Raw genomic sequence first — 14,694 nt, forward strand, 5'->3', positions numbered from 1 at the left:
AGCCGCGCAAGGCAGAGGTCCACTCCCTCACCTTCAAGGGGACCGGCAGCGAGAAGCGCGAGCTGCCGCGCACCGGCACCGAGCCCTTCTCCCTGGTCGGCGTCACCTGGGCCGACCCGGAAGCGGAGATCGACGGCAAGGCGGAGGTGCGTACGCGCAACCGCGAGAGCGGCGAGTGGGGCAAGTGGCTGGAGGTCCACCTCGACCAGCACCTGGCCGAGAAGCGCGACGCCAGGGCCGACCTGCCCGGCATGTCCGAGCCGCTGTGGGTCGGCCCCTCCGACGCCGTCGAGGGGCGCATCCTGCGGGCGGACGGCACCTCCACCGCCGGCCTGCCCAAGGGGCTCGAACTGGCCCTGGTGGACCCGGGCGTGACGGCCAAGGAGGCCAAGGCCCCCGGCGCGGACGCGCAGACCGCGGCGTACTCGGCGTACGCGGCCGAGGAGACCACGGTCCCGACGCCGGCCGACACGGCTACGGAGACGGCCACCACGGACCCGACGACGGACCCGACCGGCACCGCCACCGCCACACCGACCGCCACCGGCACGCCGACGGACACGGCCACGCCCACGCCCACCGGCACGCCGACCACCGCCACCCCGACGCCGACGCCGACGGTTCCGACCGCGCCGCCGTCCACCGTGACCCGGCCGCCGATGACCCTGCGCGCCGGATGGGGCCCGGACAAGTCGCTCGCCACGAACTACAGCGAGCCCGAGTACATCGACAAGGTCCAGGCCGTCTTCGTCCACCACACGGTCGACTCGAACAACTACAGCTGCGCCGAGTCCCCCGCCATGGTCCGCGCGATCTACGCGTACCACGTGACGCCCCGCCCCGGTTACGAGGGCTGGAAGGACATCGGCTACAACTTCCTCGTCGACAAGTGCGGCCAGATCTTCGAAGGCCGTGAGGGCGGCGCCGACCTGCCTGTCCTCGGCGCGCACACGTACGGCTTCAACTCCTACTCCACCGGCATCGCGCTGCTCGGCAACTTCGAGACGGGCAGGCCCACCCGGGCCGCCCTCGACTCGGCCGCCCGCGTCGCCGCCTGGAAGCTCGGCCAGTACGGCGTCAGCCCGACCGGCACGGTCACGCTGGAGGCGGCCGCCGACACCGGCGTGTACGACCGGGGCGAGAAGGCCACGCTGAACACCGTCTCCGGTCACCGCGACGGCTTCGCCACCGCCTGCCCCGGCGCGAACCTGTACACCAAGCTCCCCGCCATCCGTAAGTTCGCCACCGGCGCGGGCCGCAACTCCGCGATCCCGACGACCGACTTCAACCGCGACGGCACCACCGACCTCGCCGTCGGTACGCCGAAGGTCGCGAGCGGCGACGGCACCGTCACCGTCCTGCCCGGCTCCACGGACGGCCCGGTCGCCGGAGCCCGCCGCACCCTGGGCCAGAGCAGCCCCGGTGTCCCCGGCTCCTCCGAGAGCGACGACCGCTTCGGTTCCTCGTCGGCGTACGGCGACGTGAACGGCGACGGCTTCGCCGACCTGGTCGTCGGCGCGCCCGGCGAGAACGGCACGACCGGGCAGGCCAACACCGGCTCCGTCACCGTCCTGTACGGCCCCGGCCTCACCTCCGGCACGTCGTACTGGACCGACGCGGCCACCCGCACCGCGAGCGAGGCCCTCGGTACGACCGTCGCCACCGGCGACTTCAACGCCGACGGCCGGTCCGACGTCTTCTCCGTCGCACCGGGCCAGCCGGGCCGCTGGTGGGCCTGGGACTCCAAGTCCGGGGCCGCGAAGAAGGGCTACCTGAACACGTCGGCGTACACCGGAGCCGTCTCCTACGCCTCCGCCGCGAGCGGCGACTTCAACCGCGACGGCTACGCCGACGTGGCGGTCTCCTACCGCGACCCGTCCGGCGTCGGCCGTCTGCTGTGGCTCAAGGGCTCGTCGTCCGGTCTCCAGCGGGCCGGCATCCTCTCCTCGCGCGGCGGCCGTTCGCTGGCCGCGGGCGACATCAACGGTGACGGCTACACCGACGTCGCCGTCGGCCAGCCGTCCGCCACCGAGTCGGGCCACACCGCCAAGGGCGGCGCGCTCACCGCCGTGTTCGGTTCCTCGGCCGGTCTGACCGCCACCGGCAGCAGGACCGTCCACCAGGGCACCTCCTACGTCGCGGGCGCCGACCAGACCGGGGACGAGATGGGTGCGTCCGTCTCGATCGGCGACGTCGACCTCGACGGCTACGGCGACATCCTCGCCGGACTGCCCGGCAAGGACCTGACCCGCAGCGACATCGCGCACTCCAACGCCGGCTCGACCCTCCTGCTGCGCGGCACGGCCACCGGACCGACCGGCACGGGCTCCGCCGTCTACTCCCAGGACACCTCGGGCGTCTCCGGCGCGTCCGAGGCCAGTGACCGCTTCGGCTCTGCGGTCTCGCTGACCGACCTGTCCGGTTACGGCCGGGCGGACCTGGCGATCGGCGCGAGCGGCGAGGACGCGGGCAACGGCACCGTCCTCCAGCTCGACAACAGCAGCACGTCGGGCGTCGTGACCACCTCGGGCGTCTACTACGGCACCACGGCGCTGGGCGCCCCCGCGGGCGTGGCCATCGGCAAGGTGCTCCACCCGTAACCCCTGTCCCACACACACCACCGGGGCTCCTCCGACCAGGAGGGGCCCCGGCTTCTTCACCCACCGAAGGCAGCCATGAAGACTCCCGCTTTACGCCGTCCCGCTCCACGCCGTCCCGCTTTGCGCCGTCTCGCCCCGGCCGTCACCGCCGCCGCCCTGCTGGCCGCCCTGACGACGGGCTGCTCGAGCACGGACCCCGCGCCCGCCGAGGACGGCAGGCCCGCGGCCGAGCACACCACCGAGCCCGCCGGCGCCGTCCTGACCGAGGCCCAGCTGAAGGCGGCCCTCGTCACCCCGGCCGACGCGAAGGGCTACACGGCCGAGGACGACACCGCCCCGCCCGTCCGTCCGAAGGCCGACAGGCCCCGGTGCGCGCCCCTGGCGGACATGACGGCGACCGACATGACCCGCAGCCCCGAGGCCGCGGCCATGGCCGGCCGCGGCTACGGCTCCAGCGCCGCACCCGGCCTGGCCGTCTCGATCGCTCTCTTCTCGTACGAGGGCCAGGGCGCCCAGCAGACGCTCGACAACGCCCGCAAGGCCGTGGCCGACTGCGCGGGCGGCTTCTCGACCAGCGGCAACAACGGCGGAGCCACGATCGCGTACAGCTCGGTGAAGGCCGAGGAGCACCCCGAGGGGGGCGACGGCTCGGTGTCCTGGGTGATGACGGCCGAGGCCGAGGGCAGCGAGGTCCCGATGCGCTACACCGTGGTGCGCGAGGACAGCACGGTGGCGGTCTTCCTCGCGATCCACCTCGCCGACCCCGCGAAGGCGAAGCTCCCGCAGGACCTCTTCGACCGCCAGGTCGCCAAGCTGGCCAAGCACGCCGGCCGGGGCGCGGCGAGCTGAGCGAGCCGGTCAGCCGCTGCTGCGGGCCCGGCGCGAGGCCGCGGCCCGCAGCACGCGTTTGCCCTCGTTCGAGAGCTGGAGGGCGTGGTTCAGCCCGCCGCCCGAGTCCCCGGAGAGCATGTCCAGGAGCTGGAGCTGGCGGCGCAGCTCGCCGGCCGTGAGCGGGCCGATGCCGTCGGTCTCGCCGTTGCGGTACGCCTTCACACGCGCCTGGTGGCCGCCCGGCGCCGCCCCGTCCAGCCGCAGGTGGACCTCCAGCACGGCGGCCGAGCAGTCCTCGGCCCACGCGCGCAGCGCGAGCTCGTCGTAAGCGGCGGGAACCGCGGCGGCCATGCGGCTGGCGAAGCCGGCCAGTTCGCCGGGGGCCGCCCCCGCGACCCGCTCCACCACGGTCGCGACCCGGCGCAGGCGGCCGAGCCAGGCGTCGCCGCCCTCGACCGCGACCCACAGCGGCCTGAGCGCCTCGTCCGTGTCGAGGCCGATGCGCTCGGCGCCTTCGACGTACTCCAGCAGGGGCAGGCAGCGGTCCAGGCAGGCCACCGCGCTCGCCGCCAGACTCCGTTCGTCGGCGCGGCCGATCAGTTCCACCAGGGTCACGGTGCCTCCCTCGGCACTGCAGGGCCCGCTCGGTGCGGACCTTCTCCTTCCGTCTGCGTACCGCACCCCGATTACGTCACTGCCCGCTCACTGCATGATCACCGACCGCTCACAACCCCAGCCGGTCCAGGAAGCGCGCGAAGAGCTCCTCGGCCAGGGGGTCCGCCTCCTGGCGCAGTACGTCGAGCAGTGCGCCCGGGGCCACGGTCCGCCCGGTCGCGGCCGCCCACTCCACCGCTTTCGCCGCGGCTCTCTCCGGCATGAGGAACAGGTCTTCCGGTACCAGCCCGTCGGCGCCCAGGTGCCCCGCCATCGCCTCGCGCCCCAGGCAGCCGAACCAGGAACCGGCGGCCTCCGCGGAGGTCGCCGCCTCCACGGCCACGCAGTCGCTGTCCATGACGAACGCGAACAGCGCGGGCGTCCCCGTCTCCCCGCACACCCCCCGGGCGAGCGCCCCCATGTCACCGGCCTGCGGCTCGCTGGACCGCACCCACACCTGCCACCCGTCGCCCCGCGTCTCGTGGAGCACCAGGCCCTCCCGTACGTCCGCGAGCGCCGCCAGCTCCGCGAGCGGCCGCCCGCTCCGGCCGACCACGAAGTAACCCCAGAAACCCATGCCCCGCTCTCCCCACGCGTCCGGCACATTCTGCCCGCATCACGTCATGGTGTGACCATGTCAGTCGAAACGGGAGAGGGAGTCGTCGCCTTGAGCTTGAGGTGGTGCGTGCGCGTCAGCGCGCGCACCCAGAGGATCACGAGCACCGTGACCGGGACCGCGGCGCCGGGCGGCGCCCCCACGGCGTACGAAGGCCCGGCCGGCGGCTGTCCGTGGAACATACGCCGCCGCCGGCCGGGCCTTCCCTCACCAGTGCGCCGCTCGGGCCGTCAGCCCGTACGCCCGGCCAGCGCCTTGAAGCCCTCCCAGTCCAGCGCGGGCTTGTCCGGGTTCCAGGTCTTCTGGGCGAGGGCGCGCAGCGGAAGGTGGATGCCGCGCGCGACTTCCGCCTCCGTCTGGGCGTTCGGGAAGTCGCCCCAGATCGCGAGGCGGCCGCCCAGGACCTGGTCCGCGTAACGCGCCGGCACCGGGGCGGTGCCGCGCAGGACCAGGGGGGTCCAGGACTCGTAGATGCGGCGGCCGGTCGGGTAGGTGAAGGTGTTGGGCTCGCCGAGCACGTAGTAGAGGTACTCGTCGTTGGCGTTGACCAGCTTGCGGCCCTCGCTCAGGTACTCCGTCGGCTGCCGGGCGCCGATCTCCTTGCCGGTCCAGTACTCGACCTCGCGGTCCTGGTCGGCCTTGACGACGCCGCCGGCGTGGAGGCCGTCGTTCCACGACTTGAGCCGCTTGCCGTGCGGGCGAAGGGCCGCGGCGCGGTCGTTCAGCCAGCCGGTGGCCAGGTCCTGGATCCTGGCGCCGGAGCCGTACGTGCGGACGGCCGCGCGGGCGAGCTGCGGGTACGACGCCTCCGGGTCCCGCTTCATCAGCGCCTGGTACTCGTCGCCGCCGAGGTGCCAGTGGCGGCCGGGGAAGAGACCGGCGTACTCCTTCAGCAGGTCGTCCACGATCCGCGCGGACGCGGGGTTGGAGATGTCCACGGCGCCGGGCGTCGCCACGCCGTTGACGTCGTGCAGCTGGAGGTCCGGGTGCGCGCGCATCACCGCGCCGAGGTGGCCCGGCGAGTCGATCTCCGGGATCACCTCGATGTGGCGGCTCCGGGCCAGCTCCACGATCCGCCGGACCTCCGCCTTGGTGAGGTGCTGCCCGGAGACGATCTCGGGGTGGCTGTCGGACGCGATCCGGAAGCCCTGGTCGTCGGAGAAGTGCAGGACGAGCTGGTTGAGCTTGAGGTCGCCCATCTCGCGGACGGTGTCCTCGATCCACCCGGCGGTGTAGTGCTTGCGCGCGGTGTCGAGCATCAGGCCGCGCTGCGGCTTGGCGGGCTTGTCGCGTACGACGCCCTCGGACAGGCGGCCGTCGGCGCGCAGGGCCTGCTTGACGGTGCGGGTCCCGTAGAAGACACCGGCCTCGTCGGCTCCGGTGACGCGGACCCGTCCGTCACGGACGGTGAGGGTGTACGACTCGGGGGCGCCGCCGGGTGCCAGCGCCAGCTCGATGTCCCCGGCGCGGCCGGACCCGGCGGACGAGAAGCCGCGCTTCATCTCCTGGGCGAGGAGCTTGCCCTCGTCGGCGAGCTCGCTGTCGCCCGGTGCCACGACGACACGCGTGGAGCGCTGGAGCTGCCAGCCCGGGCCGGTCGCGGCGGCGTAGTCCCGTACGGAAGGGACGGCGCCGGGCGGCTCGGTCGGTCCCGCCTTCGGGGACGGCTTCGCCGGCGCCGCCGGCGTGGCAGGCGCCGCCTTACCGGTCGGTGCCGCCTTCGTGGACGGTGCTGCCTTGGTGGACGGCGCTGCTGGTTCTGCTGGTGCCGACGACGCCGAGGGGACGGCGGTGGCGATGAGCGGGACGAGCAAGGAAGCGGCGGCTACGGCCAGCGGCCCCCTGAATTGCGACATCATTCAGCAAACGATGCCCAATCGGACCCCTAATCGTCCACTAATGGACCAGTATGTGTGTTCAAACTCTCCCGTTCGGGTGAGATTCGCGCATCCGTCGGCCGGCGTCCGAAGATCATCGGTAGCGTTGCGTCTCGCCTGCCCCACCCTTCTCGCCTACCCCCTTCTCACCCGTCCCCTCCCGAGGAGCTCACGCTGTCCAGCGAATCGCCGGGACGTACGGCCATACCCCGGCAGCACCGCGGGCCCACGGTCCCCGTCGGCCTCGGCCGCTTCAACGCCGCGCCCGCCGGCGCCGCCGAGACCGCCCTGCTCGCCTGCTGCGCCAGCCCGCGCTGGGCGCGGCGCGTCGCCGCCCACCGCCCCTACCCCGATCTCGGCTCGCTGCTCGCCGCGGCCGACGAGGCGGCGTACGACCTCTCCTTCGACGAGATCTCCGAGGCGCTGAGCCGCGAATCCCCGGCGGGCCCGCGCGAGGACGCCCCCGCCGCCGCGCACACCGCGCTGCGCGCCGCCCACGCGGCGTACGAGAGCAGCTTCGGCCACGCCTTCGTGATCTGCCTGGACGGCTTCCGCCCCGAGGAGCACCTCGACCAGGTACTGGCCGGGATCCGCTCCCGGCTGGGCAACGAACCGGACGAGGAGCGGGCGGTCGCCACCGACGAGCTGCGCGGGCTGGCGCGGGGACGGCTCGCCCGTATGGTCTCCGATCCGCGGAAAACTGGCGTTTTCCCGCCAAACGCCGACCTTTCCTGTCAGACGGGCTGTTCGGAACCCGTCCGATAGCCCGTCCGTGGCCGTTTGGCTGCCACTTTGATCACACCAGTGGACCCCGCGCGAACGAACCGACAACTCGTCGCTACGATGGCCGGGGCCGGTGGACCGTACCCGGCCGGGCCAGACCGACACAGAAGCCGGCATGGCCCCAATCCCCGCTCCCGGAGGGTTTTTCCGTGCCGGCTGGAACGCTGTATCGCGGCCGGGAAGGTATGTGGTCCTGGGTGGCTCATCGAGTCACCGGCGTCCTCATTTTCTTCTTCCTGTTCGTACACGTCCTCGACACCGCTCTCGTCCGCGTCTCCCCCGAGGCGTATGACGATGTCGTGGCCACCTACAAGACCCCTCTCGTGGCATTGCTGGAGTACGGCCTCGTCGCCGCCATCCTCTTCCACGCGCTCAACGGTCTCCGTGTCATCGCCGTGGACTTCTGGTCCAAGGGCACGCGCTACCAGAAGCAGATGCTCTGGACCGTGATGGGCATCTGGATCGTGCTGATGGCGGGCGCTCTCTACCCCGTGCTCGGCCACGCCGTACGCGAAGTCTTCGGGAGCTGAGGCACATGTCCATCGAGACCACTGGCGCAGTCGGTCCCGTCGAGGGCGAAGAGCCGCTGCGACGATACGACGCAGACAACCCGGCTCCCGTCATCGAGGCCCCCCGCGCTCGTACCAAGAAAACGCCCAGGTCGACCCGTACGAACTTCGAGCTGTACGGCTGGCTGTTCATGCGGCTGTCCGGCATCGTGCTGGTCGTCCTGGTCCTCTTCCACCTGCTGATCCAGCTGGTGCTGGACGGCGGCGTGTCCAAGATCGGCTTCGCCTTCGTGGCCGGCCGCTGGGCCTCGCCGTTCTGGCAGACCTGGGACCTGCTCATGCTGTGGCTGGCCATGCTGCACGGCGCCAACGGCCTGCGTACCGTCATCAACGACTACGCGGAGCGGCCGAACACCCGCTTCTGGCTGAAGAACCTGCTGTACACCGCCACGGTGTTCACCGTCCTTCTGGGCACGCTGGTGATCTTCACCTTCGACCCGAACATCCGCTAGGCCCGGGGCTGAGGCAACCACCATGAAGATTCACAAGTACGACACCGTCATCGTCGGCGCCGGTGGCGCGGGCATGCGCGCGGCCATCGAGTCGACGAAGCGCAGCCGCACCGCCGTGCTGACGAAGCTCTACCCCACCCGGTCCCACACGGGCGCCGCGCAGGGCGGCATGGCCGCCGCGCTGGCGAACGTGGAGGAGGACAACTGGGAGTGGCACACCTTCGACACGATCAAGGGCGGCGACTACCTGGTCGACCAGGACGCCGCCGAGATCCTGGCGAAGGAGGCCATCGACTCCGTTCTCGACCTGGAGAAGATGGGCCTGCCGTTCAACCGCACCCCGGACGGCACCATCGACCAGCGCCGCTTCGGCGGTCACTCCCGCAACCACGGCGAGGCCCCGGTCCGCCGGTCCTGCTACGCCTCGGACCGCACCGGCCACATGATCCTCCAGACGCTGTACCAGAACTGCGTCAAGGAGGGTGTGGAGTTCTTCAACGAGTTCTACGTCCTGGACCTGCTCATGCAGGAGGTCGACGGGGTCCGCAAGTCCGCGGGCGTCGTCGCCTACGAGCTGGCGACCGGCGAGATCCACGTCTTCCAGGCGAAGGCCGTCATCTTCGCCTCCGGCGGCACCGGCAAGTTCTTCAAGGTGACGTCGAACGCCCACACCCTGACCGGTGACGGCCAGGCCGCGGCGTACCGCCGCGGGCTGCCGCTGGAGGACATGGAGTTCTTCCAGTTCCACCCGACGGGCATCTGGCGCATGGGCATCCTGCTGACGGAGGGCGCCCGCGGTGAGGGCGGCATCCTCCGCAACAAGGACGGCGAGCGCTTCATGGAGAAGTACGCGCCGGTCATGAAGGACCTCGCGTCCCGTGACGTCGTCTCGCGCTCCATCTACACCGAGATCCGCGAAGGCCGCGGCTGCGGTCCCGAGGGCGACCACGTCTTCCTCGACCTGACGCACCTGCCGCCGGAGCAGCTCGACGCGAAGCTCCCGGACATCACCGAGTTCGCGCGTACGTACCTGGGCATCGAGCCGTACACGGACCCGATCCCGATTCAGCCGACCGCGCACTACGCCATGGGCGGCATCCCGACGAACGTCAGGGGTGAGGTCCTCGCGGACAACACCACGGTCGTTCCGGGCCTGTACGCCGCCGGTGAGGTCGCCTGCGTCTCGGTGCACGGCGCGAACCGGCTGGGCACGAACTCGCTGCTCGACATCAACGTCTTCGGCAAGCGCGCCGGCATCGCCGCCGCGGAGTACTCGGCCGCGCACGACTACGTCGAGCTCCCCGAGGACCCGGCGTCGCTCGTCGTCGCCCAGGTCGAGCGCCTGCGCAGCAACACCGGAGCCGAGCGGGTCCACGACATCCGCCGGGAGCTCCAGGAGACGATGGACGCCAACGTGATGGTGTTCCGCACCGAGCAGACGATCAAGACGGCGGTCGCCAAGATCGGCGAGCTGCGCGAGCGGTACCTCAACGTCTCGATCCAGGACAAGGGCAAGCGGTTCAACACCGACCTGCTGGAGGCCATCGAGCTGGGCAACCTGCTCGACCTGGCCGAGGTCATGGCCGTGTCCGCCCTGGCGCGCAAGGAGTCCCGCGGCGGTCACTACCGCGAGGACTTCCCGAACCGCGACGACGTCAACTTCATGCGCCACACCATGGCGTACCGCGAGGTCGGCGACGACGGCACCGAGTCGATCCGTCTCGACTACAAGCCGGTCGTCCAGACCCGCTACCAGCCGATGGAGCGTAAGTACTGATGGCTACTCCGACCATGGACAAGGTCGACGACGCGGCCCCCGCGCCCGTCGTCTCCCCGTACATCACGGTCACCTTCCGGATCCGCCGCTTCAACCCGGAGATCTCGGCCGAGGCCGAGTGGCAGGACTTCCAGATCGAGATCGACCCGAAGGAGCGCGTGCTCGACGGTCTCCACAAGATCAAGTGGGAGACCGACGGCACGCTCACCTTCCGTCGCTCGTGCGCGCACGGCATCTGCGGCTCCGACGCGATGCGGATCAACGGCAAGAACAGGCTCGCCTGCAAGACGCTGATCAAGGACATCAACCCGGAGAAGCCGATCACGATCGAGGCCATAAAGGGCCTCACGGTCCTCAAGGACCTCGTGGTCGACATGGACCCGTTCTTCCAGGCGTACCGCGACGTCATGCCCTTCCTCATCACCAAGGGCAACGAGCCGACGCGTGAGCGTCTGCAGACCGCCGAGGAGCGCGAGCGCTTCGACGACACCACCAAGTGCATCCTGTGCGCCGCGTGCACGTCCTCGTGCCCGGTGTTCTGGAACGACGGCCAGTACTTCGGCCCGGCGGCGATCGTCAACGCGCACCGCTTCATCTTCGACTCGCGCGACGAGGCCGGTGAGCAGCGGCTGGAGATCCTGAACGACAAGGACGGCGTGTGGCGTTGCCGCACGACGTTCAACTGCACGGACGCCTGCCCGCGCGGCATCGAGATCACCAAGGCGATCCAGGAAGTGAAGCGCGCGCTGATCACGCGTCGCTTCTGACCCTTCCCGGTCGTACAGGCGCAAGGCGGCCCCGCCCTCCGGTTCACCCGGACGGCGGGGCCGCCTTGTGTCAGGATTCAGGGCACAGGACGCGGGCCGAGGGGAGCACGGGGAACCATGAGCGAGCAGAATCCGAATCCGTACGCGGCGGACGGCGATCCGAACGGGAAGTACCAGTGGGGACCGACCCCCGGTTACGGCTACCCCCAGGAGGCGCAGGGCTACGGCTACCCGCAGCAGCCGACGCTGCCGGGGACCCCGATGCCGTACACCGGTCCTCCGGCGGGCATGGGGGGCGCGCCGCTGATGTCGATCGGCGACATCACCGTCATGAGCGACTCGATCGTCACCCCGTCCGGCACGATGCCGCTCAGGGGCGCGGTGTGGACGGCCACCGACATGTCCCGCACCGAGGAGAAGATGCCGACGGTCGCGATCGTGCTGGCCGTCGTCTTCTTCCTCTTCTGCCTGCTCGGTCTGCTCTTCCTCCTGATGAAGGAGAAGACGACGACCGGCTTCATCCAGGTCACGGTGACCAGCGGCGGCCGCCACCACTCCACGATGATCCCGGCCGTCGGCCCCGACACCTTCCCCATGGTCATGGGCCAGATCAACTACGCCCGCTCGCTCAGCGTCTGAGCTCGTGCGGTGTCACCGGGCGCCCGGAGAACGCCTCCGGAGAGACCGCCGCCCGGTTGCCGAGGCACGCGCCTTGACCAGCACCGTCGCGCTGCCCGTGACGACGTGGGCCCCCTGATACCGTCCTGCGGCAGTCGTTCAGGTCCGAACGGCGTTCGGGAACGAAGCAGAAGGGCTCGACGATGTCCTCCACGTCCTCCACCCCGTCCCCCACCGGCCGTCCTCCGGTCTACGAGATCCTGGACGAACGCTTCCGCACCGGACGGTGTGCGAACGGGGACGACCGGCTGGAGACGCTGTACAGCGGCTGCCGCTGGGCCGAGGGCCCGCTGTACCTGCCCGCCTGGCGCCAGACCGTCTGGAGCGACATCCCCAACGACCGCATGCTGCGGTGGGACGAGACGACCGGCGCCGTCGGCGTCTTCCGCTCCCCCGCCGGCCACAGCAACGGCAACACGCTCGACCGGGAGGGCCGGCTGATCAGCTGCGAGCAGGGCAGCCGCCGTGTCAGCCGCACCGAGCACGACGGCCGGGTCACCGTCGTCGCCGACCGCTTCGGGGGCAGGCGGCTCAACAGCCCGAACGACGCGGCCGTGCACTCGGACGGCTCGGTCTGGTTCTCCGACCCCGACTTCGGGATCACCAGCGACTACGAGGGATTCCGCGCGGAGAGCGAGATCGGCTCCTGCAACGTCTACCGGGCGGACCCGGCCACCGGCGAGGTCCGGCTCGTGACCGACAGCACCGAGGCGCCGAACGGCCTGGTCTTCTCCCCCGACGAACGGCAGTTGTACGTCTCCGACACACGCGGCGGCTGCGTCCGCGTCTTCGACGTGCGCGAGGACGGAACGCTCTCCGACGGCAGGATCTTCGCCGAGGCGAGGGACGGAGCGCGGTTCGACAACATCCGCTTCGACGACGAGGGGCGGCTGTGGGTGGCCGCCATGGACGACGGCATCCACTGCTACGACCCGGACGGCACGCTGCTCGGCCGCCTCCTCGTTCCCGAGACCGTCTCGAACATCTCCTTCGGCGGACCGAAGAACAACCGCGCGTTCATCACCGCCACGACGACGCTGTACTCGCTGGTGATGTCCGTGACGGGAGCGCCCCGGATCCGTCGTACGCACTGATTCCTCAGCTCTGGGCGGGGACGTCCAGGGCGGTCCCGTACAGCCGGGAGACCCGGATCAGGATCACCACGCGCCGGTCCGGCAGCGGCTGCTCGCCGGAGGCCGCCCCGTCGGCCGGGTCCACTATCTCCGCCTCGCCCTCCGCCACGGCGAACGACCAGACGTCCGGGCCGCTGACGTGCAGTGAGGTGTGCGGGTCGCGGCGCAGCTGGCGGACCTTGAGGCGGTCGGCGGTGGAGGAGACGCGCAGTACGCGCTCCTCGGCGTCCCAGTCGTAGAGGACGGTCGACAGGTGCGGGTGGCCGGTGCTCCTGACGCTCGCCAGTACGCCGAACTGCTGTCGGCGCAACAGCTGGGAGAGCTCCTGGCCGGTGAGCACCCGGGGGGCCGGGCCGTCGTTCTGGGTGGCGCCGGCGGTGGTCTCAGTGGCGGTGGTCTCGCTCATGGGGATCAGCCTTTCGGTGGCCGGGGCCGGGGTCGGGGCCGGGTCAGACGGCTGCGGCGCGGGCGGGAGCCGGAGTGCCGGCGGCCGGCTCCCGGGCTGCGGGCCGCTCGGGGCGGCGCAGCATCGTGAAGGCGACGGCGAAGGCGGCGACCAGGAGTCCCGCGCCCACCGCGAAGGCGAGCCGGTAGCCGCCGGTCAGTGCCTCGGCCGCCGTCCGGCCGTCCGCCGTGAGGCTCTCGGTGCGGGAGGCGGCCAGGGTGGACAGGACCGCGACGCCCAGGGCCATGCCGATCTGCTGGGTGGTGTTGAACAGGCCGGACGCGAGACCGGCGTCCTCCTCGCTCGCGTCGGACATGCCGAGCGTGGTCAGCGCCGGCAGCGCGAGGCCGAAGCCCGCGGCGAGCAGCATGACCGGGAGGAGGTCGACGGCGTAACTGGCCTGCACGGGGACGCGGGCGAGGAGGGCGAGGACGCCGACGAGGAACGCGATGCCCGCCAGCAGGACGTTGCGCTCACCGAAGCGGGCGTTCAGGCGGGCGGAGACGCCCAGGGAGACGGCGCCGATGACTGCGGCTGCCGGGAGCATCGCGAGGCCGGTCTCGGCGGCGCCGTAACCGAGCACCTTCTGGAGGTAGAGGGCGACGAGGACCTGGAAGGAGAAGAGCGCGGCGACCATCAGGATCTGGACCAGGTTGGCGCCGGAGACGCTGCGCGAGCGGAAGATCCGCAGCGGCATCAGCGGGTGCTCCGCGGTGGCCTGGCGGACGAGGAACGCGGCGAGCAGTACGGCGCCGAGGGCACCGAGGCCGAGGGTGTGCGCCGAGGTCCAGCCGTACTCCTCGACCTTGACGACGGTGTAGATGCCGAGCATCAGACCGGCGGTGACCAGGGCGGCGCCGAGGACGTCCGCGCCCGCCCCGAGGCCGAGGCCGCGGTCGCCGGGCAGGACGCGTACAGCGATCACGAGGGCGGCGAGTCCGATCGGCAGGTTGATGAAGAAGATCCAGTGCCAGTTGAGCGCGTCGGTGAGCACGCCGCCGAGGACCTGGCCGATGGACGCGCCCGCCGCGCCGGTGAAGCTGAAGACGGCGATGGCCTTGGCGCGCTCCCCGGGCTCGGTGAACAGCGTCACGAGGATGCCCAGGCTGACGGCGGACGCCGTCGCGCTGCCGATGCCCTGGAGGAAGCGGGCGGCGATCAGCAGGGCGGGCGAGGTGGCCGCGCCGGCCAGCAGCGAGGCGGCGGTGAAGACGGCGGTGCCGGCCAGGAACATGCGCTTGCGGCCGATCAGGTCGCCGAGCCGGCCGGCCAGCAGGAGCAGGCTGCCGAACGCGATGAGGTAGGCGTTGACGACCCAGCTGAGGCCGGCGGGGGTGAAGCCCAGGTCGTTCTGGATGGCCGGCATCGCCACGGTCACGATGGAGCCGTCGAGGATGATCATCAGCATCCCGGCGGCGATGACTCCGAGGGCGAGCCGGCGTGAGCGCGGGGCGGCGGGAGGAGCGGGTGACGGCACGGATTCGGATGCGGCAAGCATGTGGTCTCTCCTGT

14 protein-coding genes are annotated in these 14,694 nt (G+C 71.3%); 9 read left to right on the forward strand and 5 right to left on the reverse strand.

The annotated features are described in order from the left end of the window. Together ACWDZ4_RS06450 and ACWDZ4_RS06455 are read left to right on the forward strand one after the other, a co-directional pair. A partial coding sequence (locus ACWDZ4_RS06450; RefSeq protein WP_451507312.1) for an FG-GAP-like repeat-containing protein occupies nt 1-2,600 on the forward strand: 2,600 nt, incomplete at its 5' end. 120 nt (nt 2,601-2,720) lie between these two features. Beyond that, nucleotides 2,721-3,449 (forward strand): hypothetical protein, encoded by a 729-nt coding sequence (locus ACWDZ4_RS06455; protein ID WP_451507313.1) that lies wholly within the window; start codon nt 2,721-2,723, stop codon nt 3,447-3,449. A gap of 9 nt (nt 3,450-3,458) precedes the next feature. On the opposite strand, the gene ACWDZ4_RS06460 is transcribed toward ACWDZ4_RS06455, so the two are convergent. From ACWDZ4_RS06460 to ACWDZ4_RS06470, 3 genes are all read right to left on the reverse strand, one after another. Continuing rightward, a complete protein-coding gene (locus tag ACWDZ4_RS06460) occupies nt 3,459-4,046 on the reverse strand; it encodes a hypothetical protein (protein ID WP_451507314.1) in 588 nt (195 codons plus the stop codon). 109 nt (nt 4,047-4,155) lie between these two features. Then, entirely contained in the window at nt 4,156-4,662 is a 507-nt protein-coding gene (locus ACWDZ4_RS06465; RefSeq protein WP_451507315.1) for a hypothetical protein, read from the reverse strand. A gap of 269 nt (nt 4,663-4,931) precedes the next feature. Then, nucleotides 4,932-6,557: a beta-N-acetylhexosaminidase gene (locus tag ACWDZ4_RS06470; protein ID WP_451507492.1), complete on the reverse strand. Its 1,626-nt coding sequence runs from the start codon at nt 6,555-6,557 to the stop codon at nt 4,932-4,934. A gap of 138 nt (nt 6,558-6,695) precedes the next feature. Here ACWDZ4_RS06470 and ACWDZ4_RS06475 point away from each other — a divergent pair, with 138 nt between their 5' ends. From ACWDZ4_RS06475 to ACWDZ4_RS06505, 7 genes are all read left to right on the forward strand, one after another. Continuing rightward, on the forward strand, nt 6,696-7,343 hold the full coding sequence (locus ACWDZ4_RS06475) for a 2-oxo-4-hydroxy-4-carboxy-5-ureidoimidazoline decarboxylase (RefSeq protein ID WP_451507493.1): 648 nt from the start codon (nt 6,696-6,698) through the stop codon (nt 7,341-7,343). Between the two features lie 167 nt (nt 7,344-7,510). Next, the gene (gene sdhC, locus ACWDZ4_RS06480; protein ID WP_078606921.1) at nt 7,511-7,891 is read left to right on the forward strand and encodes a succinate dehydrogenase, cytochrome b556 subunit; all 381 of its coding nucleotides are present in this window, start codon (nt 7,511-7,513) and stop codon (nt 7,889-7,891) included. 5 nt (nt 7,892-7,896) lie between these two features. After that, nucleotides 7,897-8,382 carry a succinate dehydrogenase hydrophobic membrane anchor subunit gene (locus ACWDZ4_RS06485; protein WP_451507316.1) on the forward strand — a complete coding sequence of 162 codons (486 nt, stop codon included), beginning with the start codon at nt 7,897-7,899 and terminating at the stop codon, nt 8,380-8,382. A 22-nt stretch (nt 8,383-8,404) separates the two neighbouring features. Then, nucleotides 8,405-10,159, forward strand: coding sequence for a succinate dehydrogenase flavoprotein subunit (gene sdhA / locus ACWDZ4_RS06490; protein ID WP_451507317.1), 1,755 nt, complete (start codon nt 8,405-8,407; stop codon nt 10,157-10,159). After that, nucleotides 10,159-10,926: a succinate dehydrogenase iron-sulfur subunit gene (locus tag ACWDZ4_RS06495; RefSeq protein ID WP_451507318.1), complete on the forward strand. Its 768-nt coding sequence runs from the start codon at nt 10,159-10,161 to the stop codon at nt 10,924-10,926. The genes sdhA and ACWDZ4_RS06495 overlap by 1 nt, the downstream gene beginning before the upstream one ends. Before the next feature lie 117 nt (nt 10,927-11,043). Continuing rightward, entirely contained in the window at nt 11,044-11,565 is a 522-nt protein-coding gene (locus ACWDZ4_RS06500) for a hypothetical protein (protein WP_451507319.1), read from the forward strand. Nucleotides 11,566-11,747: 182 nt separating this feature from the next. Continuing rightward, the gene (locus tag ACWDZ4_RS06505; RefSeq protein ID WP_451507320.1) at nt 11,748-12,698 is read left to right on the forward strand and encodes an SMP-30/gluconolactonase/LRE family protein; all 951 of its coding nucleotides are present in this window, start codon (nt 11,748-11,750) and stop codon (nt 12,696-12,698) included. Between the two features lie 4 nt (nt 12,699-12,702). Here the strand turns inward: ACWDZ4_RS06505 and ACWDZ4_RS06510 are convergent, their stop codons facing one another. Then, nucleotides 12,703-13,143, reverse strand: coding sequence for a pyridoxamine 5'-phosphate oxidase family protein (locus tag ACWDZ4_RS06510; protein WP_451507321.1), 441 nt, complete (start codon nt 13,141-13,143; stop codon nt 12,703-12,705). Between the two features lie 43 nt (nt 13,144-13,186). Continuing rightward, entirely contained in the window at nt 13,187-14,680 is a 1,494-nt protein-coding gene (locus ACWDZ4_RS06515) for a DHA2 family efflux MFS transporter permease subunit (protein ID WP_451507322.1), read from the reverse strand. Nucleotides 14,681-14,694 lie beyond the last annotated feature (14 nt).

The organism is Streptomyces sp. NPDC003016 (genome assembly GCF_053591455.1).